The sequence below is a fragment of the Arthrobacter sp. H5 genome, from assembly GCF_000520595.1.
GTDB lineage: Bacteria > Actinomycetota > Actinomycetes > Actinomycetales > Micrococcaceae > Arthrobacter_D.
Genome location: NZ_KI914991.1, coordinates 1 through 24818 on the forward strand (window position 1 = coordinate 1; position 24818 = coordinate 24818).

A 24818-nucleotide genomic window follows, 5' to 3' on the forward strand; every position below is an offset into this window, starting at 1 on the left:
GGAGCGCAAGGCCAGTACCCGAAAACTCGACGACGGGACCACCGCCACCAGCTACCAGGACCTCCTGGCTCACATGGCAACCCGCACGCGGAACACCACTAAACTCACCAAACCACAGACCCCGGAGCACGACAGCATTAACGGCCAGCACGAGCCCGCCAGCGATCTGACCTTCGAACTGCTCACCGTCCCCACAGCCCGCCAACGCAGGGCCATGGACCTCGTCGACCACCACGCCCGAAACCACAGAAAGTAGCCAGACACCCCGGACCCAAAAACGCCAGGAACCCCGACAAACCGGGGTTCCTGGCGTTCTGTCTAACGTAACTTCAGCCTAGGGGGACCACCGGTGTTGCAGCAGAACGAGGACGTATTTGCCGCGGTACACAGGGAACACCGTCCACGCGTGTTCCACTACATTCACCGCAGAATCAACAGCCGCGAGGCTGCCGAGGAGCTGACCAACGACGTTTTCCGCGTCGCGTGGCAGCGTCACCCGGACCCGACCGAACTCACCATCGCCTGGCTCCTGGCCGTGGCACGAAACCTTATCGGGAACGAGTACCCGGAGACGGGACCGCGCGGAGCAACTGATGCAGCGCATCCGCGAAACCGTGGTTCTCGCTTCACGGGCGGGGAACGGTGCACGGCAGCAGGCCGTGGCAGACGCCCTGCTCCGGCTCCGGGAGAAGGAACGGGAGATCCTCCTGCTGGCCTATTGGGATGACCTCGCCGTCGTCGAAATCGCGGAAGTGCTCCAATGCACCCAGTCCGCCGCGAAGGTTCGCCTGCACCGGGCACGCAAGGCGTTTGCCGAGCTGCTGCCCACAGCACTTATGGCCGAAGGAGATGTCTGAGATGGACCGCATTGAAAATCTGATCCGGGGCCTGGACCCCGTGCGTGCGGAGGATAAGTCCGTCGTCGAGCCCGTGGTTTTAGCCGCATCCGATCCGTTGCATTCCGCGGAGACAACAGCGGTGCCGGTAATCGGCGGGGTGTTGGCCACAGCCGACGACGACTCCGGCGTATTCAGCGACGACCGGCCCGTTGTGGTTCCATTCCGCCGCCGGAGAACCCTGGCGGTGGTGCTGGCGGGCGCCGCTGCCGCAGCTGTGGTTGCCGGCGCAGTAGTGGTCAGCGGCAACCTGGGGGCTGAGTCGCCGTTGCCTGCTGGAACAACCGACCCAGTGGCCTCAGAGGAGCCGACCGGCCCGGCACAGACGCCGGCCCCGTCGGAAACACCATCCGCTGAGCCAACCACTGACCCGACAACCGAGCCAACCACTGACCCGACAACCGAGCCGACAACCGAGCCGACAACCGAGCCGACGCTGGCGTCTGACGTTGGGTGCAGGCCGGAGGATATTGACCGGGTAGGTCCGCGAAGCGACGGCACTATTGGTGTCCGGGACGACTGGACCTTCACGTCCGAAAACTTCGCCGTCATCGGCTGCACTGATGAGTGGATGTCTATGGATCTGAGCGACGACGGATATCAAGCCATTGGCGCCGACGGCGGCAACGCCTGGTTCCATCTCGCTAAACGGGTGGACGGACAATGGATAGCGGCCGACCCCTATTACGCCATTCTTCGGTGGCGTTTCACCCTGGACGACCCGGCCGGCAGGGCGCCACAGGAAGTCATGGACCAACAGTTCATCGATGCAGGGATACCGGTTGAATTGCGCACTGAGCTGGTGGGCGAAGGACCGGACGCCTCAGAGCTCTGGCGGGGCATGGAGGATGAGGCAATGGGCCTGTCCTATGAGCTGCCCACCAACTGGGGCATAGTCGAGGCAGGTCAGGGAGGCGTGAATCTGGCAGACAACAGCGGCACCGTCGTCACCAACCTGCAGCGCTCGGCCGAAAGCGGTATCGGCGGTGCCTGCTCTGAGGAGCCGGTTCCCTGGCGGGAGCTGCGGTCGGTGCCGGTTTCGATCGACACGCCCAGCGGTCCGGTGGACGCGCGGTTTGTCCTGCGGATATTTGAGGGTGCCTCTGTGAAGGCGGCAACTGGACTTGTTCTGGCAACCGACCCAACATCCGGAGAAGCGTGCATGCTCTACAACGTCATTTCCCAACCAACCGTTGGGCTGCTGTCCTTGTCAAACGCCTTCCAGCTCTCGCCCTACGAGCAGGGCGACGGGATGACCTTCACGTCAGTGGCCGAGGCCGAGGGCTACGCACAGTCGGCCGAGTTCGACCAGCTGGCTTACATTGCCGAGTCGATCGTCATCACCGGGTAAACCACCGGCAACGACGTACACTGGGCCGCATGAGTCCACGCCAAGTAGCACTTTGCTTCCTGTTCCGTGAAACGGAGTCAGGAAGCGAAGTACTGCTCGGCATGAAAAAGTCCGGCTTCGGAACCGGCAGGATCGTGACGCTCGGAGGCGGGATTGAGCTCGGTGAAACCGACGCAGAGGCAGCGGTGCGGGAAGTAGCGGAGGAGGCCGGCGTCGTCGTACGCGAAGCCAACCTGACCAGACTGGGACTGATCCGCTGGCATTTTCCCGCCAAGCCGACCCAGGACATGGTCGCCGCGGTGTTTACGGCCGGCGAATGGACCGGTGACCCGGCGCCCAGCGACGAAGTTGATCCCCACTGGTACCCGGTGAATGACCTGCCGTGGACCGGCATGTGGGAGGACGCACAGCATTGGCTGGGGCACGTCATCGCCGGCAAACCGCTGGATGTCACGGTGACGCTGAACCCCGACAATCAGACGGTGCGGGAGGTCAATTTCTCATCGAGTGTGCGGAAATAACCTAAATCCTGGAAGATATCGGTCATTCCTGCACACTCGATGACCGCGCCAAGGCTTTGCGTATGCGTTTCATGGTGTTGTGAAGTTCCGATGGTTGCAAGTGCTTCTTGGTGAAGCGCAGAATTATCCATCCCAACGCCCGGAGCCGTTCGTCGCGTTCAATGTCGCGGGCCCATTGCTCCGGGTCCAGGAGGTGGTGTTCCCCTTCATATTCGAGGGCGATCTTTGACTCAGGATATTGGAGATCTGGTCTGGAGATCCGGTGACCGTGCGCGTCGTAGATCCATTGATTGACAAGTGGTTCCGGCAGACCGGCGCGCATAATTTCCAGTCTCAGTTTGGTTTCGGGCGCGGAATCGACACCGCTTCTAAGGAATGGGAGTGCAACACGTGCTTTCCTGACGCCGCGCGATCCGCGGCGGCGCGCAACAACTGCTGTGAGTTGGTCAATCGAACTGAGCGGATCATCAAGAATCAGCTCGGCTCTCCTGCCCGGTGCGTCTGGGCGCCGCAGTAGTGAGTCGCCGGCAATGATCAGGGCGTCAAGAGTGAGGGTCTCAGCGAGGTCTGTCCAGGTCCAGGCTGGAGCCGTAATGCTCACACCACCGATGGTGAGGACGTCCTCCGGCTGCAGGCCGGCACGGTGTCCCTGCACACCGGGTCTGCGTGGTTGTCCCGCTGCGAGCGAATGCCGCGTGAGGTGCAGCGGTTCATCCGGCTGTTCATCGTACGGCAGTAGAATCCCCACGAGCCGGGCCGCTGTGAAGTGACTTGCCGATGTGGACCTGTCCAAGCGGGTTATCGGCGACACCCGCTCCAGGAGAGTGGCCCGATGTCCGCGGAAGCTCCTGACGCCACGGGTAGGAGCTTCGATGTCCTTTCGGCGCAGCCGTGAATACGGAATCTGGGCTTTCACGGCGTCGTCGACCGTGAAGACCGTGTGCGGAAGGTCCGGCGATAAGGAATGAGGAGATTTCACATCTTCATGGTTGCCTACTCAGCCCGGGTGAGAGAGGTTATCCACAGATCCGAAATTCAGGGCCCACCGAGTGTACGGAAATGACCGGAATCCGGCCCAAAATCAGTTATTTCCGCACACTCGATGCAACCAAATGGCGCTCTTCCGGGCCGTCGTACTCGCTGAGCGGCCGGATGAGCGAGTTCGACGCCGTCTGCTCCATGATGTGCGCCGTCCAGCCCGTGATGCGCGAGGCCAGAAACAGGGGAGTGAACATTTCGGTGTCAAAGCCCATCAGGTGATACGTGGGGCCGGACGGGTAATCGAGATTGGGCTTGATGTTCTTCGCTTCATCCATCGCGGTTTCGAGGCCGCTGTAAAGACCAAGGATTTCAGGGCGGTCATAGTGCTTGATCATGTCATCAAGGGCAGCCTTCATGGTGGGAACCCGCGAATCGCCGTTCTTGTACACGCGGTGGCCGAAGCCCATGACCTTATTCTTCTGCGCGAGGGCGTTTTCCATCCACGCCTTGGCCCGGGCTGCAGCATCCTCCTCCGGCTCATCCTTCCGGATGCCGATCTCCTCGAACGTGTGCATCACTGCTTCGTTGGCTCCGCCGTGCAGCGGGCCCTTCAGTGCGCCGATGGCACCGGTTACAGCGGAATGCAGGTCGGCGAGGGTAGAGGTGATGACACGGGCAGCGAAGGTGGATGCGTTGAAGGAGTGCTCCGCGTACAGGATCATCGACACCTTGAAGGCGTCCACTACCTCCGGCGCGGCTTCCTCGCCGAACGTCATCCACAGGAAATTGGCGGAGTAGTCGAGATCTTCCCGCGGACCCATGGGAGCAAGGCCGCGGCGGCGCCGCTGGTCATAGGCGACGACGGCTGGAAACGCCGCAAAGAGTTCGGTGGCCTTCGCCAGGTTGGCCTCGGGCGAGGAGTCCTCAGCCCTGGGATGATTGGCGCCGAGCACCGAGACAGCGGTCCGCCCAACATCCATGGGGTGGCAGGTGATAGGCAGCAGGTCGATCGCTGCCTTGACGTTGTCCGCCAGCGCCCGGTGTGAACGCTCAAAAGTGGTGAACCCCTTGAGCTCGGCCTCTGATGGCAGCTCACCGTGCCACAGTAGCCACGCAACTTCCTCGAAGCTGCAGTTTGCGGCCAACTCCTGCACCGGGTAGCCGCGGTACAGCAGCGAGTTGGTTTCCGGATTCACCTTCGATATTGAAGTGGTGTCCACGGTCACGCCGGCAAGGCCTTTGTGGATCTGCGTTTCTGTCATGGCTGGACTCCTATGTCTATTCCTGCGTTCAGCGACGGCAAGGCTGGGCTAGCGTGTTCCAGGCACCTGGAAATTGAACACCGAGGTGTCAAAGCGGTTATAGGCTTCGTAATCAACAAGTTCGTAAAGGCGGGCTCGTGTCTGCATACTGCCGACGGCGGCCTGCTGGGTGCCGTCGGCTTTGATCGATTCCAGCGTACGCTCCGCCGCCCCCATTGCACTACGCAGCAGGGTGACCGGGTAGATCACCATGTTGACTCCCACCGATTCCAACTGCGCTGTGGTGAACAGTTCGCTTTTCCCGAACTCGGTCATATTGGCAAGAATCGGTACATCCACGGCGTCGCGGATGGCCTGAAACTCGCTCAGGTCCCGCATTGCCTCCGGGAAGATGGCGTCCGCACCTGCGTCGACAAGCGCCTTGGCTCTTTCCTGCGCGGCCTCGAGGCTATCGGTTCCACGGATGTCGGTGCGCGCCATGATGAGAAAGTTGGCATCCCTGCGGGCATCGGCGGCGGCGCGGATCCGTTTGGTTGCCGTGTCCAGGTCCACCACGTTCTTCCCGTCGAGGTGCCCGCAGCGCTTGGGATTGAATTGATCCTCGATGTGGCAGCCTGCGAGTCCCGCGTTTTCAAGCTCCTGGATGGTGCGCGCAACGTTCATGGGCTCGCCAAAGCCGGTGTCGGCGTCGACGATTGCCGGGAGATCGGTCATCCGTGCAATCTGGCCGGCACGGGTGGCCACCTCCGTGAGGGTGATGAGGCCTATATCGGGTAGTCCCAGATCGTTGGCGAGGACTGCGCCGGAGATGTAGACGCCGTCGAACCCTTTGTCCTGGATCAGCCGCGCTGACAGTGGGTTGAAGGCACCCGGAAACTGCTGGATCCGCCCGGAAGCAAGACCTTCCCGGAAGGTCACCCGTTTGTGCTCGGGTGTTGTGTGTGAGTACAGCATTTAGAACAGTCCCTTCGGTGCATCGGCTGAAATTATGCCGGCTGACGCCGTGATGTTGAGCTGGTCAAGATCGCCTGCTCCAAGTTGGGGCAGACGCTCTGCGGCGTCGAGGAAACGGTCGATCTCCGCCGCGTCCACCAGGCCAGCTGCCAGTGTCCTGAATTTCGCGATGTATTGTTCCCTGGCGAAGGGCCGAGCGCCCAGCGGGTGCGCATCGGCGACCGCAATCTCATCGGTAATGACTGTGCCGTCGGTCAGAGTGATTTCCACCCGTCCGCCGAAGGCCTTCTCGCTGATGTCCAGTGAGTGGTAGCGCCGGGTCCATTCCGTGTCCTCCACGGTGCTGACCTTGCCCCACAACTTGACCGTGTCCGGCCTGCCTGCGCGCTCCGGCGTGTAGGAGTTTTCGTGGTGCCAGGCGCCGTCCTGCAAGGCGACGGTGAAGATGTAGGGAATCGAGTGGTCCAGGGTTTCCCGGGAAGCGGTCGGATCGTACTTCTGTGGATCGTTGGCGCCGGAGCCGATCACGTAGTGCGTGTGATGGGACGTGTGGATGAGGATACTCTCCACGTTTGCCGGATCGGTGGTTTGAGGGTGGGCCGAATTGAGCCGACGGGCCAGGTCAATCCACGCCTGGGCCTGGTATTCGGCCGAGTGCTCCTTGGTGTAGGTGTCGAGGATTGCGCGCTTGGACTCGCCGGGCGCGGGCAGGGGAACCTCGTAGTTGGCGTCCGGTCCGTCGAGCATCCAGGCGATGACACCGTCTTCACCTTCGTAGATGGGAGTGGGGGAGGTCTGGCCGCGCATGGCCCGGTCCACCGACTCAACGGCCATCTTCCCGGCGAAGGCAGGGGCGTGAGCCTTCCACGTGGAGATCTCGCCTTTGCGGGACTGCCGGGTCGCCGTAGTGGTGTGCAGCGCCTGGCCCACGGCTTGGAAGACCGTCTCGACGTCGAGGCCAAGCAAAGTGCCGATGCCTGCGGCCGCTGAGGGGCCCAGGTGTGCAACATGGTCGATCTTGTGTTTGTGCAGGCAGATTGATTTGACCAGGTTCACCTGGATTTCGTAGCCGGTCGCTATTCCCCGGAGGAGGTCCGCACCGGAGGCGCCGGTGTGCTGTGCCACGGCCAGAAGGGGCGGGATATTGTCGCCGGGGTGGGAGTAGTCGGCTGCAAGGAAGGTGTCATGGTAGTCGAGTTCCCGCACGGCAACACCGTTGGCCCATGCTGCCCACTCCGGTGACGTTTTTTCGGTGATGCCGAAGATCATGGCACCTGAGCCGCCCAACGACACGGGATGGCTCAGGGCCTGCGCCCGGGCCGCTTCGATCGGTGCACGGCCGAGGGACGCAACAGCCACGGACGCGTTGTCGATGATGCGGTTGATCACCATCTCGGTGACGTCGTCGTCGACATCGACTGGATCTACGGCAACCTGGGCAATCTTGTAGGCAAGTTGTCCGGGGCGCTTCAGGTTTTCCTCGCTGCGGTGGACACGGACGGGGTGGAGCTCAACCATGGTTGGCTTCCTCTCGGATTGTGGATTGATCAACGTCGTTCTTTGCCGCCAGCAGGTGCTGAAGGCTGTTGTGAAGGTGCACCTTGGTCGAAGCAACTGCAAGGTCGGGGTTGCCCAGCGCAATGGACCGGGCAATCTGGGCATGCTCGGTGGCCGAGGCCAGCAACCGCGCGGTGTTATCCCGTGCAAGCCGCCGGACCCGGGTGAGTTGGGTGCGCAGCTGGCGCTGCGCCTGAAGCAGGTAGGGGTTTGATGCCGCGGCGTCGATCGCAGCGTCCAGCTCTGCCACCAGCGCGTAGTACTGGTGCTGGCCGCGGTCTCCGGAGGAGATCAGGGTGTCAGCCGCTTCAAAGCGCGCCGCCAGTTGGTCAAACCCGGTTGGCGTCCGGCGCTGCGCCGCCAGTGCGGCGGCGGTGCAGTCCAGCGCCAGACGGACATCAAAGAGCCCGGTCATCTTTTCCAGCGAAACATCGGTGACGACGACGCCGCGTCCAGACTGCGGCGCGGTTAAACCCTCGGCGGTGAGACGTGAGAGGGCCTCACGCAAGGGAGTTCTGGAAACACCAAGCCGGGCCGATTGTTCCACCTCTGCCAGGACCGTTCCCGGCGCGAGACGCCATTCGATGATGTCTGCACGGAGGACGTCATACGCACGGTCACTTGCCCGCATCGCGCCTCCTTATTGTGGACTGAAAGTTGTGGACTGGAAGTAACGATCAATGTATACATTAACGGCTCTGCCTGCAAGAAAAATACTCCGTTGCGTCCAGAAAGCCCACCCTCTGTATACATGGCTCATTCCAAAAGCTCTGACCACAGGTAGTAGCCATTAGCTTCAACCGTGCTTCGGCAGCGCCTGTCCTAGGCGCGTCGCGCCCGCGGATTGTTGTTCAGGCCTTTAGGGGGATTCCTGTTTTTGCGCCTTTTGATCCCAGAGCGTAGCCATTTCGTCTATCGCGCGTTCCATGATTGCCAGCATGGCTTTGTGGGCGTCCACGGGATCTCCCCGCTGGATGGCGCTGGCCACGTCAACGTGCAGCTGCAGCGCTTCCTCGTGCGGATGCTCCGGCATCATGCCGTAGTGCGTGCGCCCCGTCAGGACCTCTGCCACCAGGGAGTTGAGTTTTCCAAACATCTCGTTCCCCGAACTGGACAGCACCAGGTGGTGGAACTGGATGTCCAGCTTCAGGAACAGCTCAGTGTCACCATTCTGGCCGGCCGCCCACAGCTTGCCGGCAAGGCCCATGAGTTCGCTGGCGTCGGCCAAGGGGGCCCGCAGCGCTGCAAGCCGTGCAGCCTGGGGTTCGATGGCCGTCCGCAGTTCCGTCAGTGATCGGAGCTGGACCACTCGTCCCGGCGATGCCAGCCGCCACCTGATGATCTGGCGGTCATAGAGATTCCACTCCGTGGCGGGCAGCACCTGCACACCAACCCGACGGCGTGATTCCACCATGCCCATGGAGGCCAGCACGCGCAGGACTTCACGGATGACAGAGCGGGACACCCCGTACCGCTCTTCAAGTTCCTCGATGCGCATGATGGATCCGCTGGCCCAAACGCCTGCGCCGATCGCCAGGCCCATCTGGTCCACTACAGACGCGTGCAACCCGGAAAACACGATGTCGGTGGGGCCGGGCGCAGGTGTCTCCATGAGGTGAAGCGTACCAAGAGCATCCCATTAGCGATGGAAGGTTGCTTAAGTATGATCTTTGCCACTACTGTCTGGGGATATAGCAGATGTAAACATTCATCTACTCCTGGCCCGCACCCCAGCGGATGCCCCTCAAAGAAGAGAAGTGGAGACACAGTGCAGCGCAAAACCCTGCGGAATGCCGGAATGGCAGCAGCGATAGCAATGCTCGCCGGCGGGTCCTTGGCCGCCTGCGGAAGCGGCGGCGGAGACGAAGCCGGGTCCGACACTCTGCGGGTGACCCTCGCAAATCACGTCTGGACCGAAAAAATCATCGAGGCGATTCCTGAATTCGAGGAAGAAACCGGCCTCACCGTGGAACTCACACAGCTTGGCGAAGACCAGCTGTCCGCACAGTACAACGTGCAGCTCAACGCCGGTACGGACGAGATTGATGTCATGATGTACCGGCCGCTGCAGGAGGGCAAGCTCTTCGCCCAGAACGGCTACCTCGCAGACCTGACGGAACGCGTCGAGTCCAACCCGGAGTGGGAGTGGAGCGACTTTCAGCAGGGGCCCGTGGACTCCACAACGTTTGAGGACAAAGTAGTGGGCGTTCCCACCATCACCGAGCGCGAGGTGCTGTACTACCGCACCGACCTCCTCGAGGCAGCCGGCCTCGAAGTTCCGGAAACTCTTGAGGAACTCGAAGCAGCCGCCAAGCAGATCGGCGAAGAGAACCCCGACGTGGCAGGTTTCGTTGCCCGCACCGGCAAGTCACCAGCCGTCACCCAGTTCTCCAGCTTCCTTTACGGCTTCGGCGGAGACTTCATCGATGACGAGGGAAACTCCGCCATCGCCTCGCCCGAAGCCAAGGAAGCTTACGAGTACTACGGCCGCATGATCAACGAGTACGGTCCGGAGAACGTCAGCACGGACATGAGCTGGCCTGAAGCAATGGCCATCTTCACCCAGGGTGGCGCTGCGTTCTACACCGAGGCCGACAGCCTCTACCAGAACGCCACGGACCCGGCGAACTCGCAGGTTGCCGAGAACGTAGGCTTCGCGCCGATGCCGGCCGGTCCCGCGGGCTCCAAGCCGTACAACGTTCCCTCCTGGGGCCTCGGCATCAACGAGGCATCCACTAACCAGGACAACGCCTGGAAGTTCGTCGAATGGGCCACCAGCAAGGAAAGGGTGCTGGACATCCAGCAGGAAGGCGTCCCCGGACCGCGCAAGTCAGTCTGGGCCGACCCTGAGGGCACCGCAACCTACCCCGAGGACCTCGCGGCAGCCATCGAAGCCAGCGCCGAGAACGGCGTGGGCTACGACCGCCCGCTCGTGATCAACGTGGCCGAAGCACGCGAAATGGTTGGAGACCCGATTGTCATCGGCATCACCGGCGGCGATGTCAGTGCCGCAGCTGATGCTGCCGACGAGGCATTCCAGCAGTTCCTCGACGACGAACGCGAGTAACCAGCCTGTCTGCACCACCCGCCGTCGTGCCTGTAAAACATCACAGGTACGACGGCGTGGGGCCGCTGCCCCCGCAGGGCACCTGCCTGCCACCTCAGACCTTTAGACATTCCAGTACCAAGGACTTGGACAATGACCGTCGCCTCCCTGCCGCAGAAAACAGCGTGGAAGGCCTATTCCGACTGGGCCAACAACCACCGGAAATGGCTTTTCGCCGCTCCGGCCATGATTTTTGTCGCCATTCTCATCATTTTTCCCCTCGCGTGGACCCTGTACCTCAGCCTGACGGACTCCTCAGGGTCGGTGCGGGCCGAGTCCGATTTCATCGGCTTCGCCAACTACCTTGAAGTCCTCAGCGACGGTGACCGGTTCTGGCCGGCCGTAGGCCGCACCTTCCTTTTCACCGGCGCGGCACTGGCGGTTCAGATGGTGCTTGGGATGTGCATTGCCCTGCTGCTGTGGCGGCCGTTCAAGGGTGAAAAGTGGGTCCGTGTGGCCATCCTGCTACCGCTCGTGGCCACGCCGGTTGCCGTCGGCATGATGTGGCGGCTGATCTTCGATCCTAACATCGGCTTCGCCAACCAGGCACTCGCGTGGTTCGGCATTCCGGCTCAGCCCTGGCTCTCCGGACAGTCAACCGCCCTGCCCACCGTGATCTTCATCGATATCTGGCAGTGGACACCCATGGTGGTGATCATTCTGCTCGCCGGCCTGACCTCACTGTCGGAGGAGCCGGACGAGGCAGCGAGGATCGATGGGGCCAGCGCCTGGCAACGCTTCCGCTTCATCACGGTTCCGCTGATGATGCCCACCATCATTGTGGCCATCCTGCTGCGCAGCATCGACGCACTGAAGACATTTGACCTGCTCTACGCCACCAAGGGTCGCGGCGGTGGATCCTTCCATGAGGTGGAAACGTTGAATATCTACGCCTACGGCCTCAGCTTCGACTACAACGACTACGGATTGTCCTCCACCGTGCTGATTCTCTTCTTCCTGATCATCATCGCCGCCATGTGGGTCCTGACCCGCCGCCGGAAGGACGTGCAGTCATGAGCGTTGTCACCCCGAAAATGCTGCGACCAGGCACGAAAAACGTCGCCCGTCCCTCAGCGCAACCACGGCGGCGCAAGCCGCTGAAAAGCAGGGCATACAAGGTCTTCCGCGTGGTCGCGCTGATCGTCATCGTCGTCGCATTCCTTGCGCCGCTGTTCTGGATGCTGCTGGCTTCCCTGAAAACCAATGTGGACATCTACGATGCCGGCAAGACCCTGATTTTTACCCCCACCACGGAAAACTACGAGACAGTCCTGGGCCGAAACAACTACCTCTCATTTGTGTTCAACAGCTTTTGGGTGGCGTTTGCCTCCACGGCGCTGTCGTTGATCATTGGAGTTCCCGCCGCCTACTCCATGAGCCGGTTCGCCATGCGCCGTTCCGCGCTGGTGGTCCTGATGGCACGCATCATCCCCGGCGTCAGCCTGTTGGTTCCCTGGTACTACGTGTTCTCCAACCTGTCGATGGTGGGTGGCTACAGCGTGCTCATCCTCTCGCACATGTTCGTGGCGCTGCCGCTCATTGTGTACATCCTGATGTCCTACTACGATTCAATGCCCCTGGAACTCGAGGAGGCCGCACGGGTGGATGGCCTCACGCACATCGGCGCCTTCCTGAGGGTCACCCTGCCGCTGTCAATCGGCGGTATTGCCACGGCCAGCATCCTGGCGTTCATCTTCTCCTGGAACAACTTCATGTTCGCCCTAGTGCTCTCCGGCGCTGACACAAAGACCCTTCCGGTGGCAATCTTCAACTTCGTGGCCTACGCCAGCATCGATTGGGGAGGACTGATGGCCGCCTCGGTAGTGGTTACCATCCCGATCATGGTCATCGCCCTGTTCACCCAGAAATACATTGTGTCCGGCCTGACCGCCGGCGCAACCAAAGGCTAGGACATGGCGTCCATGCGTATTACCAGGATTGAAACCTTCCTTGTGCCGCCACGTTGGCTCTTTGTCAGGGTGGAGACGGACAGCGGGATTGTGGGCTGGGGAGAACCTGTGGTGGAGGGGCGTTCGGAGACGGTGCGCACCGCCGTCGAACAGCTCTCGGAACTGCTCATCGGCTCCGACCCGCTGCGGATCGAAGACCACTGGCAGGTCATGACCAAGGGCTCCTTCTACCGCGGCGGCGCAATCCTTGCCAGCGCGGTCGCGGGGATCGACCAGGCCCTGTGGGACATCCACGGGAAATCCCTCGGCGTGCCGGTGCACCAACTGCTCGGCGGCCACGTGCGCGACCGCATCCGCATGTACGGGTGGGTCGGCGGCGACGAACCGGCCGAGATTGCCGACGCCGTCGCAGCCCAGCTGGACGAAGGTCTCACCGCAGTCAAGATGAACGCCAGCGGACGCATGAGTCCCCTCGGCAGCATGGCGGAGATCAACGGGGTTGTCGAACGCGTCGCCGCTGCCCGCGAAGTCCTCGGCCCGCACCGCGATGTCGCCGTCGACTTCCACGGTCGCTTCACCCTCGCCAACACACGAAGGGTGGCACCGCTGCTTGAACCGCTGCACCCGTTCTTCCTGGAGGAGCCCACGGTTCCGGAAAATTCGCACCTGATCGCCGGGCTTACCAGTGCCACCACCATTCCGGTGGCCACGGGGGAGCGGCTGTACAACCGTCAGGAGTTCCTGCCGGTGCTGCAGGCCGGCATCGCTGTCGCCCAGCCGGATCTTTCCCACGCCGGCGGGATCACTGAGGTGCGCAAGATCGCCTCGCTGGCGGAGACCTACGATGTTCAGTTGGCCCCGCACTGCCCGCTGGGACCGCTCGCGCTTGCCTCCTGCCTGCAGGTGGGCTTCGCAACCACCAATTTCCTGATTCAGGAACAGAGCATCGGCATCCATTACAACCAGGGCGCCGAGGTGTTGGACTATGTACTGGACAAGACACCACTGAAATTCGTGAACGGTTACGTGGAGCGGATGACGGCGCCGGGTCTCGGCATCGAGATTGACGAAGCCGCCGTCCGCCGGGTGGACAAGAGCGGCCATGCGTGGCGCTCACCGGTGTGGCGGCACGACGACGGCACGTACGCCGAGTGGTAGGTCCGGCGGACTTCGTGCAGGGCACGGGAAGACATCGAGAGGACACCGCATGACTGACTCTCTGGACGGCTTGTGCCGGTCCCGGGCTGCGCGGGCAGACTCACCTTACCCAGCCGTACTCGAACTCTGGCCGCCCGCGCGTCCCATAGCGGGGATTCCGCGCTGCTGAACCGTTGTCCGCAAGAAACTCGAGATACCTCCGGGCGGTCACACGGGACAGCTCCAGCGCACCGGCAACCTCAACTGCGGACACCGGCACCGCGCTTGCGCTCAGGAACGCGACCACTGCACGCAGTGTCTCCTCCGACATGCCCTTCGGGAGGCTTCCCTGGGTTGCCGGACGCAATGCCGCCAGCGCGTTATCCACTTCCGACTGGGTGGTCGACGAGGCCTGCGCCACCATGCTCTCCCGGAAGGCCCGGTAATTGCCCAGCTTCTCGCTAAAGGCCGAATACGTGAATGGCTTGATCAGGTACTGCACAATGCCGGAGGAGATGGCCTGCCGCACCACCTTGAGATCCCGCACCGCAGTAATGGCAATGACGTCGGCCGGATGACCCGATCCCCGGATACGCCGGATGATGTCGAGGCCGTGCAGGTCGGGAAGGTTCATGTCCAGCAGAACCAGGTCGACGACGACGGTAGCCGCGTTGGGGCCATACTTCAGCAAGCCGAGGGCTTCGGCGCCGGTGTGTGCGGTACCCGCGAGCGCAAAGCCGTCCAGCCGCTGCACGTACAGGGCGTGGGCTTCCGCAGCGATCGGGTCGTCTTCCACGACCAGCACCCGGATGTTGTTAGTCATCTGCCCCGTCCTCCCGTGCATCCCGCTCACCCAGCGGCAGCCGCACAATGAAGCGGGCGCCGTCGTCGTTCTCTACCGTTAGCTGACCGCCCAGGCGGTGGACCGCCTGCCTCACCAGGGCAAGACCGAGACCACGGACGCCCGGCGCACCTTTGGAGGTGAAGCCCAGGGTGAAGATCTGCTGCCGGTCCTCCTCGGTCATGCCGGGCCCGCTGTCCTTGACACTGATGCGGACGTTGGCACCGTGGTCGTCGTGGCTGCTGCGGATGTTGAGCTGTACGGCGCGGTTGGACGATCCGGCTGCTGCGTCGAAGGCGTTGTCCAGGAGGTTGCCGATGATCGTGACGAGGTCGCGCGGGTCCAGGCCGGCGGTTTCCATGCTCCCGTGGACATCAATATCCAAGTCGAGGCCGCGTTCGTTGGCCTGTGCGGCCTTGCCGACCAGGAGTGCGGTGATGAACGGCTCATCGATGGCTGCCACCACCTCGTCGGTCAGTTGCTGGGACTGTTCGAGATCCCTGGTGGCAAAGTCCAGTGCTTCTGCGCGCCGGTCCAGCTCAATCAGGGACACGATGGTGTGCAGGCGGTTGGCATGTTCGTGGGTCTGCGCCCGGAGTGCATCGGTGAGGGTCCTCATGGTCTGCAGCTCGTCGCTCAGTGCTTCGAGCTCGGTGTGGTCGCGGATGGTGGTGACGGTTCCCAGCGGTTTGGCCGCAGCCCCGGTTGCTGAATCCGGGATGGCCGGCTCCTGGTTGACCACGAGCACGCGGTCATCGGTCACGTGGAATTCGTCCACGGCGCGCCGGCCGCTCAGCAGCAGTTCACGAACCGATTTCGGCAGATCGAGGCTCCCGGCGTGGGCAGGGCGGCCAGGTGTTGCGGCGGGCAGGCCGAGCAACTGCGCCGCCTGATCGTTGTAGAGCACCAGCTCACCGCCGGGGTTGGTGAGGAGCAGCCCGTCACGCACGGAGTGCAGCACGGAGTCATAGAACACGAACATCCGGGCAAGCTGCTCAGTTCCGAGGCCCAGCGTCGCATTGCGCAGGTGCCGGCTCAGGAGAAAGGACACCACGGTCCCCGCCGCAAGGGCTCCGCCGGCCACCAGGAAGACCACCGGCAGCTGGGCGTTGCGGGCGATCGTGACGGTGTCGATCGTGACGCCCGCCGCGACCAGCGCGGTGACGGTGCCGCCGTCGTCGTACACCGGCACAATGGCGCGCACCGACGGGCCAAGCGTCCCGGTGAATATCTCGGTGTGTGGCTCGCCGGCCAGCGCCTGGTCGATGGAACCGATGTAGGCCCGGCCAATCTCCTCCGGATTGCGGTGGGTATAACGCGTACGGTCGGTGTCCATGATTGTCACGAAGTCGATGTCCAGGTCATTCATGACCTCGACGGCGTACGGCTGCAGGCCGCTCTTCGGTTCCTGCCCCTCGACGGTACGCCTCACGAAGGGATCGTTGGCGAAGGTGGTGGCAATGGCCAGCATCCGGTCGGACGAGGACTCGTAGGTGGATTGCTCGGCGTCGAGGTAGAGCACCCAGGAGATCGCCGCCGTCAGGGCAAGTACAAACACCACCTGCCCCAGAAAAAACTGGCGGGCGAGACTCCAGTTACGCACAGGGCTCCTTTGCACTTTCGACCGGCGGCCGCGAACAGTATGAACGCAATAGTGACCCAAGTCACTGTAACGCTTCAGTATGGAAGCGACCCGGCCAGTGGGCCGCCTACCAGCATAAGGAGAAATCGCATGGCAAAGATGCCGGCACCGTCCGTTCAGGGCGGCAAACCCAGGAAACGCGTGGACAAAACCCACTTCCTGTATATCGCAGTGATTGCCGCTGTGATCCTCGGAGCCGTTATTGGCCTCGTCGCTCCCGAATTCGCGGTTGCGCTCAAACCCATTGGAACAGGCTTCATTGCGCTCATCAAGATGATGATTGCGCCGATCATCTTCTGCACCATTGTGCTGGGAATCGGCTCGATCGCCAAAGCTGCCACCGTTGGCAAGGTCGGCGGGCTGGCACTCGGGTATTTCATGGTGATGTCCACGTTTGCGCTGGGCATCGGCCTGGTGGTGGGTAACATTGTGCAGCCGGGCGAGGGCCTGGACCTGTCTGAGGCCTCCTATGACAATTCCGGTGCCGAGGAAGCAACGGGAACTACGGACTTCCTGCTGGGCATCATCCCCGACACGCTGCTGGCGTCGCTGACCGGCACCAGCATTCTCCAGACGCTCTTCGTGGCGCTGCTCGTCGGATTCTCGCTGCAGAAAATGGGTGCCGCCGGCAAGCCAATCCTCCGTGGAATCGGTCATATCCAGGCGCTGGTCTTCCGCATTCTGATCATGGTCATGTGGCTCGCACCCATCGGCGCGTTTGGTGCCATCGCCGCCGTTGTCGGTGAAACCGGTGTGCAGGCGATCGTGAGCATGTTCACCCTGATGGCCGCGTTCTACGTCACCTGCATCATCTTCATCGTGGTGATCCTCGGCGGTCTGCTGAAGATTGTCACCGGTGTCAACATCTTCAAGCTGATGAAGTACCTGGGCCGCGAGTACCTGCTGATCTTCTCCACCTCATCCTCCGAGGCCGCGCTGCCACGCCTCATCGCAAAGATGGAACACCTGGGCGTGTCCAAGCCGGTGGTGGGCGTTACCGTTCCCACCGGGTACTCGTTCAACCTGGACGGCACCGCGATCTACCTGACCATGGCGTCACTGTTTGTCGCCTCCGCATTGGGTACCCCGCTGGCGCTGGGGGAGCAGATTTCGCTCCTGATCTTCATGATCATCGCGTCCAAGGGTGCTGCCGGCGTCACCGGCGCCGGACTGGCCACGCTGGCCGGCGGTCTGCAGTCGCACCGGCCGGATCTCGTGGACGGCGTGGGCCTGATCGTGGGCATCGACCGCTTCATGTCCGAGGCCCGTGCACTGACCAACTTCACCGGCAACGCCGTGGCCACCGTGCTGATCGGCAAGTGGACCAAGGAGATCGACCGGTCCCGCGTGGATGAGGTCCTTGAGGGACATCTGCCGTTCGACGAAGCGACCATGAGCGCCAGCCACCTTGACGACGTTGAGGACGGCGTTGAACTGAAGACGGACAAGGCTGTCACCATTGCGGACACGCACGACGACGGCGACAGGGTGGGTGCCTCCCGCTAGTTCTGGCCCAATTGCACTGAACGAACTGGACGACAGTAGATACCGTTCCCAACCCCGGGAACGGTATCTACTGTCGTCTGGTTGCCCTGCGTCCGGACTCCAGGTCCGCGGTCTGCTGGCATACTTCAGTCCGGGAGGTAGGGATGGCTGAATTCATGCCCGGGCGGGAACTGTGCCGGATGTTCTATCAGAATGTTCTGGCAGCGGTGATTGAGGTTCCCCATTCGGCCGGGCTCGTGGGACCCGGCTCCGACGTGCTCGGCTATGACACCGAGCGCTCCACAGATCACGATGGGGGGCCGCGCGCCACCATTCTTCGTTGCCGAGGAGGACCGCGCCGCTGTCGTTCACCCGATTGCCCACGTCCTGCCGGACACTTATCGGGGCTGGCCGCTGAGGATCGGCCGCGATGCCCTGCCGCTGGAGCACCGGGTTGAGATCACCACCCTGTCCGTCTGGTGCGTCTCCCAGCTGGGAGTGGATCCGCTGGCACGCCCGCTAACGCCCACCGAATGGCTTGTCCTGCCGCAGTAGCGGTTGCTGGGCATGGTGAAGGGTACGGTCTTCGCGGATCAGCCGGGCACCCTTGACGCTCTTCAAACAAATCTTCGCTGGTATCCGAAGGACATCTGGTGGTACCTGCTGGCGTGCCAGTGGCGCCGGATTGCCCAGGAGGAACCGTTTGTGAACCGCACCGCTGAGGTCGGCGACAACATGGGCTCGGAGATCATTGCGGCACGTGAAGTGCGCGACTGCCTGCGGATGGCACTGCTCCATACCAGAGCGTACGCCCCGTACTCGAAGTGGCTGGGAACCGCCTTCTCCCTGCTGCGGGATCCGGACGGGCTGGGTGGCTGTCTGAAGAATGCTCTGCGCGCAGCGAAAACAGTTGACCGCGAGCATCATCTTGGTCAGGCATATCAACTGCTCGCCGCACGGTTCAACCAGTTACTGCCGGAGGATGCACGGCTGGACACTGCACTCAGGCCCTTTTTCGACCGTCCCGCGCTCATTCTCGATGCCGAACGTTTTGTGAGCGCCGCCCTTGCCAATGTGCAGGATGCAGAGACAAAGGCGCTCCCGCTGGTCGGCTCGATCGATCAGTTCATTGACAGCACCGACGTCCTCAGCTCACCCGGGCGCTGCCTGCAGCTGCAGATGGTCTACAGTTCAAGCTGAAGGTTTGCGGAAGCCGCCCGATCAAGGTTGACCCTCAAGTGGAGACTAAAGGCTCGCGGACGCGAAGAAATGGATTTCCACAGCTCAGGCACCCACCGGTTGTAACGTGGTGAAGCAAGCGGGCAACAATAGACACCGGACAAGCCACTAGACGGAAGCGTGGATAGATACGTGAGTAGCGAACAGAGTTCCACAGCTCTGAAGGACGCAGCCGACTCAGAGATTGGTCCCACCGGACGCCCGGTCACGGAGTTTCCCGAGCCGCCCGTTCTGGTTTCCCATGGACCGGCCAGAATCATCGCGATGGTCAACCAAAAGGGTGGAGTGGGCAAAACCACGTCCACCATCAATCTGGGCGCGGCGCTCGCCGAAGCCGGCCGCAGGGTCCTCCTGGTGGACTTTGATCCACAGGGTGCGCTGTCCGCCGGCCTCGGAACCAATCCGCACGAGCTCGACGTCACCGTCTACAACGTGCTGATGGACCGCAAAGTGGATATTCAGGACGCCATCCAGTCCACCGACGTCGAAAACGTCGACCTGCTGCCGGCCAACATTGACCTGTCCGCAGCAGAGGTCCAGCTGGTCAACGAGGTTGCCCGCGAGCAGGTCCTTGACCGCGCATTGCGCAAGGTCTCCGATGACTACGACGTCATCCTCATCGACTGCCAGCCCTCGCTCGGACTCCTGACCGTAAACGCGCTGACCGCAGCCCACGGCGTCATCATCCCGTTGATCTGCGAATTCTTCGCCCTCCGCGCCGTCGCGCTGCTGGTGGAGACCATCGAAAAAGTGCAGGACCGGCTGAACCCGCGGCTGCAGGTAGACGGCGTCTTGGCCACCATGTACGACTCCCGTACGCTGCACAGCCGCGAGGTTATTGCCCGGCTGGTGGAAGCGTTCGGTGAGAAGGTCTTCGAGACTGTCATCAAGCGCACCATCAAGTTCGCAGACGCCACAGTGGCGGCTGAACCGATCACCTCTTACGCCGGCAACCACTCCGGAGCCGATGCCTACCGCAACCTGGCGCGGGAACTGATCTCCCGCGGCGGCGCGCCCTAACGGCGCAGGCCCGCTGCGAGCCGCGCCATGGCGCAGTCTGACGCGCACGACGACGGCGGGAACCTCCTGGAGCCCGCCGTCCCCGAATCCGTGGGCGGCTTCAAAGTGCGGCTCGACAATTTTAGTGGGCCCTTCGACCTTCTGCTGCGCCTGATCTCCAAGCACGAACTCGACATCACCGAGATCTCCCTCGCCCGCGTCACTGACGAATTCATCGGCTACATCCGCGCGTTCAGCTCGACGGACAAAGACTTTTCGTTGGACGAGGCGAGCGAATTCCTGGTCATCGCCGCCACCCTCCTTGACCTGAAGGCCGCACGGCTGCTCCCCTCCGGTGAGGTCGAGGACGATGAGGACATCGCACTGCTCGAAGCACGCGACCTCCTGTTTGCGCGGCTCCTGCAGTACAAGGCCTTCAAGGAGATTGCGCGCTATCTTGGCGAACGGTTGGCGGAGGAGGGCAAACGGTACTCTCGGCAGGTTGCCCTTGAACCGCAGTACTCGGCAATGATGCCGGAACTTTCGTGGCGCATGACTCCCACCGATTTCGCTGCCTTGGCGGCCAAGGCACTCCAACCGCGCGAACCCGTCCCCACCGAAGTGGGACTGGACCATCTGCATTCGCCCGCGGTGAGTATTCGTGAGCAGGCCGAGCTGATGGGGGAGCGGCTCCGTGCCGTGAAGTCTCTGTCTTTTCGGCAGCTCACCTCCGACGCCGGGTCCATGACGGTGGTGGTGGCCCGGTTCCTTGCATTGCTGGAGATGTTCAGGGACGCGGTCATTTCGCTGGACCAGGCGTCGCCGCTGGGTGACCTGTTTGTCCGCTGGTCGGCGGGGGACCGGGACTGGTCGGCCAAGGCAATCAGCGAAGAGTATGACCAGCCTGCAGTACTGGCCGACACAACGGGAGGACCTGATGGATCAGCGGAGTGAGCAGGCTGATGAGGTACTGGATATCGGTTCGCTGCCCGGCGGAGTGATGGCTGCGCTTGAGGCGGTGTTGCTGGTAGTTGATGAACCGGTCACTGAACTGCGGCTCGCCGCAGCGCTGGTTCTGCCTGTCCAGGAGGTGCAGGAAGCGCTGCTGAATCTGAAGAGCGAGTATGACGGCTATACTGGTCAGGGCCCGCAGGCTGATGGTTCGGCGCGTCGGCGTGGCATGGAGCTTCGAAACGTTGCCGGCGGCTGGAGATTTTTCACCCGCGGCGAGTTTGCACCCGTGGTGGGACGGTTTGTCCTGGAGGGGCAAAGTGCGCGGCTTTCACAGGCCGCATTGGAAACCCTCGCAGTCATCGCGTACCGCCAGCCGGTCTCGCGTTCCAGGGTTTCGGCCATCCGCGGGGTCAACGTCGATTCGGTGGTGCGGACGCTGGTGCAGCGCGGACTGATCACCGATGCAGCCACGGATCCGGAGACGGGATCGGTGCTCTACGGGACAACTCCGTTCTTTCTGGAAAGATTGGGTATTGGCAGCGTTGCCGAACTGCCTGAACTTTCACCTCACTTGCCCGGCTTGGAGAACCTCCGGGATTTCGACGACACTACGTATTAACCAACTGAAGGACTTTCAATGACACAGGCGCCCCGCTCAGGTTCCGGACGGAACCGCGCAGGCCGTGACGGATCATCCTCGGACGCATCGGGCCGTAAAGGCTCTGACCGCTTTGCCGAGCCGGATTCCGGCCGCGGTGCCGGCGGACAGCGCGGTGGTGCATCTGCCTCCCGCGGCGCCGCTCCCCGTGGTGCCTCCCGCGGAGGTCCATCCGCTCAGCGCGGTGGGGCCGGTGCCCAGCGCAGCGGCGCTTCGCCTCAGCGCGGTGGCTCGGCCGGTCAGCGCGGCGGTTCGGATGCTGGCCGCGGCGGTGCTTCGACCGAACGTGGCGGCGCGGGCGCGTCCCGTAGTGGATTCTCATCCGAACGCAGTGGTGGCCCCACGGGTCAGCGCGGCGGAACCGGCGCCTCACGAGGCGGTCCAGGTGCACCCCGCGGCGGCTCAGCAGGTGCACCACGCGGTGCGTCCGCAGGTTACCGAGGCGGCTCAGCAGGTGCTCCCCGAGGCGGCTCAGCAGGTGCCCCCCGCGGCGGCTCAGCAGGTTACCGCGGCGGACCCTCCGGGAGTGATCCCGCCAACCGCCCGCGCAGGGACGACGACGGCGCCGCCCCCGACGCACGCCGGTTCGGCAAGGCAAAGCCCGCCACCGGAAAAGCCGGGAAGCCGACCAAGCCGAGGCCGACGTCGGGCAAGCCCGCCGGACCCGCTCCGTTCTCCCGTGAGCGGTTTGGCCGCAGCCTCGGTCCCGTCCGCCGCCCCAAGACCCCCAGGGCAGCACCGGTTGACCGCCTCGACGTCCACAACCCGGAAGGTATCCGGCTGCAGAAGGTGATGGCCTCCGCAGGAGTAGCCTCCCGCCGTGTCTGCGAGGACATGATCCGCGACGGCCGCGTGGAAGTGGACGGCACGATCGTCACCGATCTGGGCGTCAGGGTGGATCCGACCCAGGTGGCCATCCACGTGGACGGCATCACCATTCAGCTCAACGACACCATGATGTATTACGTCTTCAACAAGCCCAAGGGCGTTATCTCCACCATGGACGATCCCGAGGGCAGGCCATGCATCGGCGACTTCCTCAGGAACAAGAGCAACGAACGGCTCTTCCACGTGGGACGGCTGGACGTTGCTACTGAAGGTCTGCTCCTGCTGACCAACGACGGCGAGCTCACCAACCGCCTCACCCACCCGTCCTTCGAGGTCCCCAAGACCTACCTGGTGCAGGTGCGCGGCCCCATGGCCCACGGGATCGGCGCCCAGATGAAGGAAGGAATCGAACTCGAGGACGGCATCGCCACCGTCGATTCGTTCAAGCTGGTGGATTCCACCCCGGGGCACATCCTGGTGGAGGTTGTGCTCCACTCGGGCCGTAACCGTATTGTCCGGCGTCTCTTCGACGCCGTGGGGCACCCGGTGGAGCGCCTGGTCCGTACCCAGTTTGGCCCCATCCGCGTGAACGACCAGCGGCAGGGCAGCATCCGCGTCCTTGGCAGGCAGGAAGTGGGACACCTGCTGGCCACCGTGGGGATGTAGCTTCCATGACAGTAGGTAACAACGGGGGCACCCACCTGTCCGGCCCGGTCCTGGTGATCGGGACGGGGCTGCTTGGCGCGAGCATCGGGCTTGGCCTGCGTGCCCGCGGAATCGACGTCGTTCTTTCCGATATTTCGCCCTCCACGCAGGCAGTGGCGCAGGATATCGGCGCGGGACGCGCCCTTGATCCGTCCGACGCGGATTTCTCGCCGGAACTCGTGGTGGTTGCCGCGCCGCCTGACGTCACCGCAACGCTGGTGGCCGAGGCGCTCGAAGCGCACCCACGCGCCGTCGTCGTCGATATTGCCAGCGTCAAGGACGCCGTCCTTCAGGACCTGACAAAGTCAGTGAACGACGACGCCCGCTCCCGTTACGTGGGTACCCACCCGATGGCGGGGCGTGAGAAATCCGGGCCGGTTGCGGCGCGCGCCGAGCTGTTTACGAGCATGCCCTGGGTCATCTGCGCGTCGCCGGAGAGTTCCGCGCAGGCCGTACGAACCGCGGAGGCACTGGCCATCGACCTGGGTGCAGTGGTTGCGCGGATGTCCGCCGAGGAACACGATGCTTCGGTGGCAGTGATTTCCCATCTTCCGCAGGTGCTGTCCTCGCTGGTGGCAAGCCGGCTGCAGGACACGCCCGCGCATGCGCTGTCCCTTGCAGGTAACGGTCTGCGCGACGTCACCCGTATCGCGGCGAGCGATCCGCGCCTGTGGGTGCAGATCCTGTCGGCCAACGCGGGCCGGCTGGTCGATATCCTGTACGGAGTCCGCGAAGACCTGAACCGGCTGATCGGCACCTTGGAGAGTCCACTCGCGGATGGGTCGCGGCTGGATCTGGCGCAGTTGATCTCCGAAGGGAACATTGGGCAGGCACGCATTCCCGGCAAGCACGGCGCTCCGCCCGAGGCTTTTGCCCGCATGACGGTGCTGGTGGATGATGTGCCCGGCCAGATTGCGCGGCTGCTCACCGAGATCGGCGAGCACGGCATCAACCTTGAAGACCTTCGTCTGGAGCATTCGCCGGGGCGCCAGGTTGGGATGGTCGAAATTTCGGTGCTGCCCGGTAAACGCCACGAGCTGATGGACTTCCTCACCTCCAAGGGCTGGAAGGTGGTCCAGTGAATACTCCAGATGCGCAGTTCCGGCTGGGCAAGTCGCTTGTGGTCGCCATCGACGGACCGTCCGGGTCTGGAAAGTCGAGTATCAGCCGCGAAGCCGCGCGCCGCCTGCACGCCGCATACCTTGACACCGGGGCCATGTACCGGGCTGTCACGTTGCATTGCCTGGAACTCGGCGTGGACTTCTCGGACGCCGCCGCTGTCGAGCGCGCTGCCCGCGACCTGGACCTTTCCATCAGCACTCGTCCCGACGCCGATTCAGTGCGGGTTGCCGGAACTGACGTCACGGATGCCATCCGCGAGTCCCGCGTGACCGAGGCGGTGAGCGCCGTCGCCACTACGCTCGGTGCGCGCAGCGAACTGATCCGCCGGCAGCGGCAGATCATTGCCGACTCCGGCCACCGCATTGTGGCGGAGGGCCGGGACATTACCACCGTCGTCGCACCCGATGCGGAGGTGCGCATCCTCCTCACCGCCAGCGAGGAGGCCCGGCTGCGACGCCGGGGGGACCAGCTTGGCGGCACGCAGACCGCGGAGCAGTTGCGGCAGCAGGTGGTGGCGCGCGATGCAAAGGATTCCACAGTGGTCAACTTCCGGCAGGCAGCCGATGGAGTGGTCACGGTGGATTCATCAGACCTGGATTTTGAGCAGACTGTCACGGCGGTGCTGGATGTTGTCCGCAGCGTTTCGCACCAATAGAGAAGGACCGTAATC

At 63.1% G+C, this 24818-nt stretch carries 24 protein-coding genes and 2 pseudogenes; 18 read left to right on the plus strand and 8 right to left on the minus strand.

The genetic code is table 11. The annotated features are described in order from the left end of the window. From Y708_RS29780 to Y708_RS0109525, 5 genes and pseudogenes are all read left to right on the plus strand, one after another. A pseudogene (locus Y708_RS29780) lies at positions 1-256 on the plus strand (hypothetical protein); the annotation flags it as partial. A 150-nt stretch (positions 257-406) separates the two neighbouring features. Next, positions 407-499 (plus strand): annotated as a pseudogene (locus Y708_RS30980) (sigma-70 family RNA polymerase sigma factor); the annotation flags it as partial. A 94-nt stretch (positions 500-593) separates the two neighbouring features. Then, a complete protein-coding gene (locus Y708_RS30985; protein WP_253905761.1) occupies positions 594-857 on the plus strand; it encodes an RNA polymerase sigma factor in 264 nt (87 codons plus the stop codon). A 1-nt stretch (position 858) separates the two neighbouring features. After that, on the plus strand, positions 859-2247 hold the full coding sequence (locus Y708_RS0109520; RefSeq protein ID WP_028279762.1) for a hypothetical protein: 1389 nt from the start codon (positions 859-861) through the stop codon (positions 2245-2247). A 29-nt stretch (positions 2248-2276) separates the two neighbouring features. Further along, on the plus strand, positions 2277-2768 hold the full coding sequence (locus tag Y708_RS0109525) for an 8-oxo-dGTP diphosphatase (RefSeq protein ID WP_028279763.1): 492 nt from the start codon (positions 2277-2279) through the stop codon (positions 2766-2768). Positions 2769-2790: 22 nt separating this feature from the next. Here the strand turns inward: Y708_RS0109525 and Y708_RS0109530 are convergent, their stop codons facing one another. The 6 genes from Y708_RS0109530 to Y708_RS0109555 all read right to left on the minus strand — a co-directional run bounded on the left by Y708_RS0109530 (position 2791) and on the right by Y708_RS0109555 (position 9134). Continuing rightward, the gene (locus tag Y708_RS0109530; RefSeq protein WP_028279764.1) at positions 2791-3747 is read right to left on the minus strand and encodes an endonuclease domain-containing protein; all 957 of its coding nucleotides are present in this window, start codon (positions 3745-3747) and stop codon (positions 2791-2793) included. A gap of 106 nt (positions 3748-3853) precedes the next feature. After that, on the minus strand, positions 3854-5011 hold the full coding sequence (locus tag Y708_RS0109535) for a bifunctional 2-methylcitrate synthase/citrate synthase (protein WP_028279765.1): 1158 nt from the start codon (positions 5009-5011) through the stop codon (positions 3854-3856). A gap of 48 nt (positions 5012-5059) precedes the next feature. Next, entirely contained in the window at positions 5060-5965 is a 906-nt protein-coding gene (gene prpB / locus Y708_RS0109540) for a methylisocitrate lyase (RefSeq protein WP_028279766.1), read from the minus strand. Beyond that, entirely contained in the window at positions 5966-7483 is a 1518-nt protein-coding gene (locus Y708_RS0109545) for an MmgE/PrpD family protein (protein WP_028279767.1), read from the minus strand. Beyond that, positions 7476-8153 (minus strand): GntR family transcriptional regulator, encoded by a 678-nt coding sequence (locus tag Y708_RS0109550; RefSeq protein WP_028279768.1) that lies wholly within the window; start codon positions 8151-8153, stop codon positions 7476-7478. The genes Y708_RS0109545 and Y708_RS0109550 overlap by 8 nt, the downstream gene beginning before the upstream one ends. A gap of 228 nt (positions 8154-8381) precedes the next feature. Then, positions 8382-9134 carry a FadR/GntR family transcriptional regulator gene (locus Y708_RS0109555; RefSeq protein ID WP_051478861.1) on the minus strand — a complete coding sequence of 251 codons (753 nt, stop codon included), beginning with the start codon at positions 9132-9134 and terminating at the stop codon, positions 8382-8384. Positions 9135-9290: 156 nt separating this feature from the next. On the opposite strand from Y708_RS0109555, the gene Y708_RS0109560 reads away from it, so the two are divergent. The 4 genes from Y708_RS0109560 to dgoD all read left to right on the plus strand — a co-directional run bounded on the left by Y708_RS0109560 (position 9291) and on the right by dgoD (position 13696). After that, a complete protein-coding gene (locus Y708_RS0109560; protein ID WP_253905762.1) occupies positions 9291-10589 on the plus strand; it encodes an ABC transporter substrate-binding protein in 1299 nt (432 codons plus the stop codon). A gap of 132 nt (positions 10590-10721) precedes the next feature. Then, on the plus strand, positions 10722-11645 hold the full coding sequence (locus Y708_RS0109565) for a carbohydrate ABC transporter permease (RefSeq protein ID WP_028279771.1): 924 nt from the start codon (positions 10722-10724) through the stop codon (positions 11643-11645). Next, the gene (locus tag Y708_RS0109570) at positions 11642-12538 is read left to right on the plus strand and encodes a carbohydrate ABC transporter permease (protein ID WP_028279772.1); all 897 of its coding nucleotides are present in this window, start codon (positions 11642-11644) and stop codon (positions 12536-12538) included. Before Y708_RS0109565 ends, Y708_RS0109570 begins: the two co-directional genes overlap by 4 nt. Positions 12539-12550: 12 nt before the next feature. Continuing rightward, entirely contained in the window at positions 12551-13696 is a 1146-nt protein-coding gene (gene dgoD / locus Y708_RS0109575; RefSeq protein ID WP_028279773.1) for a galactonate dehydratase, read from the plus strand. 100 nt (positions 13697-13796) lie between these two features. Here the strand turns inward: dgoD and Y708_RS0109580 are convergent, their stop codons facing one another. Both Y708_RS0109580 and Y708_RS24040 read right to left on the minus strand, forming a co-directional pair. Next, entirely contained in the window at positions 13797-14498 is a 702-nt protein-coding gene (locus Y708_RS0109580; RefSeq protein WP_028279774.1) for a response regulator, read from the minus strand. Continuing rightward, positions 14491-16119 (minus strand): sensor histidine kinase, encoded by a 1629-nt coding sequence (locus Y708_RS24040; RefSeq protein WP_035775864.1) that lies wholly within the window; start codon positions 16117-16119, stop codon positions 14491-14493. Before Y708_RS24040 ends, Y708_RS0109580 begins: the two co-directional genes overlap by 8 nt. Positions 16120-16248: 129 nt before the next feature. Here Y708_RS24040 and Y708_RS0109590 point away from each other — a divergent pair, with 129 nt between their 5' ends. From Y708_RS0109590 to cmk, 9 genes are all read left to right on the plus strand, one after another. Further along, positions 16249-17664 (plus strand): cation:dicarboxylate symporter family transporter, encoded by a 1416-nt coding sequence (locus tag Y708_RS0109590; protein WP_028279775.1) that lies wholly within the window; start codon positions 16249-16251, stop codon positions 17662-17664. A 264-nt stretch (positions 17665-17928) separates the two neighbouring features. Next, positions 17929-18198, plus strand: a complete 270-nt coding sequence (locus Y708_RS27490; RefSeq protein ID WP_155853798.1) for a hypothetical protein — start codon at positions 17929-17931, stop codon at positions 18196-18198. Between the two features lie 12 nt (positions 18199-18210). Further along, complete coding sequence (locus Y708_RS27495) at positions 18211-18843, plus strand: DUF4037 domain-containing protein (RefSeq protein WP_051478863.1); 633 nt, start codon at positions 18211-18213, stop codon at positions 18841-18843. 171 nt (positions 18844-19014) lie between these two features. Then, positions 19015-19902 carry a ParA family protein gene (locus Y708_RS0109600; RefSeq protein WP_028279776.1) on the plus strand — a complete coding sequence of 296 codons (888 nt, stop codon included), beginning with the start codon at positions 19015-19017 and terminating at the stop codon, positions 19900-19902. Between the two features lie 27 nt (positions 19903-19929). Next, entirely contained in the window at positions 19930-20835 is a 906-nt protein-coding gene (locus Y708_RS24050) for a segregation and condensation protein A (protein ID WP_051478864.1), read from the plus strand. After that, complete coding sequence (locus tag Y708_RS0109610; protein ID WP_028279777.1) at positions 20819-21454, plus strand: SMC-Scp complex subunit ScpB; 636 nt, start codon at positions 20819-20821, stop codon at positions 21452-21454. The genes Y708_RS24050 and Y708_RS0109610 overlap by 17 nt, the downstream gene beginning before the upstream one ends. Before the next feature lie 18 nt (positions 21455-21472). Continuing rightward, entirely contained in the window at positions 21473-22987 is a 1515-nt protein-coding gene (locus Y708_RS24055) for a pseudouridine synthase (protein ID WP_081746654.1), read from the plus strand. Positions 22988-22992: 5 nt separating this feature from the next. Next, a complete protein-coding gene (locus tag Y708_RS0109620) occupies positions 22993-24108 on the plus strand; it encodes a prephenate dehydrogenase (RefSeq protein WP_028279778.1) in 1116 nt (371 codons plus the stop codon). After that, positions 24105-24803, plus strand: coding sequence for a (d)CMP kinase (gene cmk / locus Y708_RS0109625; protein ID WP_028279779.1), 699 nt, complete (start codon positions 24105-24107; stop codon positions 24801-24803). Before Y708_RS0109620 ends, cmk begins: the two co-directional genes overlap by 4 nt. Positions 24804-24818 lie beyond the last annotated feature (15 nt).

Excerpts from the sequence above, each read along its gene's own strand:
- Y708_RS0109545 (WP_028279767.1), bottom strand. The coding sequence starts at position 7,483 with ATGGTTGAGCTCCACCCCGTCCGTGTCCACCGCAGCGAGGAAAACCTG.
- Y708_RS24055 (WP_081746654.1), top strand. The coding sequence starts at position 21,473 with ATGACACAGGCGCCCCGCTCAGGTTCCGGACGGAACCGCGCAGGCCGT.
- Y708_RS24050 (WP_051478864.1), top strand. The coding sequence starts at position 19,930 with ATGGCGCAGTCTGACGCGCACGACGACGGCGGGAACCTCCTGGAGCCC.
- Y708_RS27490 (WP_155853798.1), top strand. The coding sequence starts at position 17,929 with ATGACACCGAGCGCTCCACAGATCACGATGGGGGGCCGCGCGCCACCA.
- Y708_RS0109525 (WP_028279763.1), top strand. The coding sequence starts at position 2,277 with ATGAGTCCACGCCAAGTAGCACTTTGCTTCCTGTTCCGTGAAACGGAG.
- Y708_RS30985 (WP_253905761.1), top strand. The coding sequence starts at position 594 with ATGCAGCGCATCCGCGAAACCGTGGTTCTCGCTTCACGGGCGGGGAAC.
- Y708_RS0109620 (WP_028279778.1), top strand. The coding sequence starts at position 22,993 with ATGACAGTAGGTAACAACGGGGGCACCCACCTGTCCGGCCCGGTCCTG.
- Y708_RS0109565 (WP_028279771.1), top strand. The coding sequence starts at position 10,722 with ATGACCGTCGCCTCCCTGCCGCAGAAAACAGCGTGGAAGGCCTATTCC.
- Y708_RS0109580 (WP_028279774.1), bottom strand. The coding sequence starts at position 14,498 with ATGACTAACAACATCCGGGTGCTGGTCGTGGAAGACGACCCGATCGCT.
- Y708_RS0109535 (WP_028279765.1), bottom strand. The coding sequence starts at position 5,011 with ATGACAGAAACGCAGATCCACAAAGGCCTTGCCGGCGTGACCGTGGAC.
- Y708_RS0109570 (WP_028279772.1), top strand. The coding sequence starts at position 11,642 with ATGAGCGTTGTCACCCCGAAAATGCTGCGACCAGGCACGAAAAACGTC.
- Y708_RS0109550 (WP_028279768.1), bottom strand. The coding sequence starts at position 8,153 with ATGCGGGCAAGTGACCGTGCGTATGACGTCCTCCGTGCAGACATCATC.
- Y708_RS0109590 (WP_028279775.1), top strand. The coding sequence starts at position 16,249 with ATGGCAAAGATGCCGGCACCGTCCGTTCAGGGCGGCAAACCCAGGAAA.
- Y708_RS0109520 (WP_028279762.1), top strand. The coding sequence starts at position 859 with ATGGACCGCATTGAAAATCTGATCCGGGGCCTGGACCCCGTGCGTGCG.
- Y708_RS0109610 (WP_028279777.1), top strand. The coding sequence starts at position 20,819 with ATGGATCAGCGGAGTGAGCAGGCTGATGAGGTACTGGATATCGGTTCG.
- dgoD (WP_028279773.1), top strand. The coding sequence starts at position 12,551 with ATGCGTATTACCAGGATTGAAACCTTCCTTGTGCCGCCACGTTGGCTC.
- prpB (WP_028279766.1), bottom strand. The coding sequence starts at position 5,965 with ATGCTGTACTCACACACAACACCCGAGCACAAACGGGTGACCTTCCGG.
- Y708_RS27495 (WP_051478863.1), top strand. The coding sequence starts at position 18,211 with ATGGTGAAGGGTACGGTCTTCGCGGATCAGCCGGGCACCCTTGACGCT.
- Y708_RS0109555 (WP_051478861.1), bottom strand. The coding sequence starts at position 9,134 with ATGGAGACACCTGCGCCCGGCCCCACCGACATCGTGTTTTCCGGGTTG.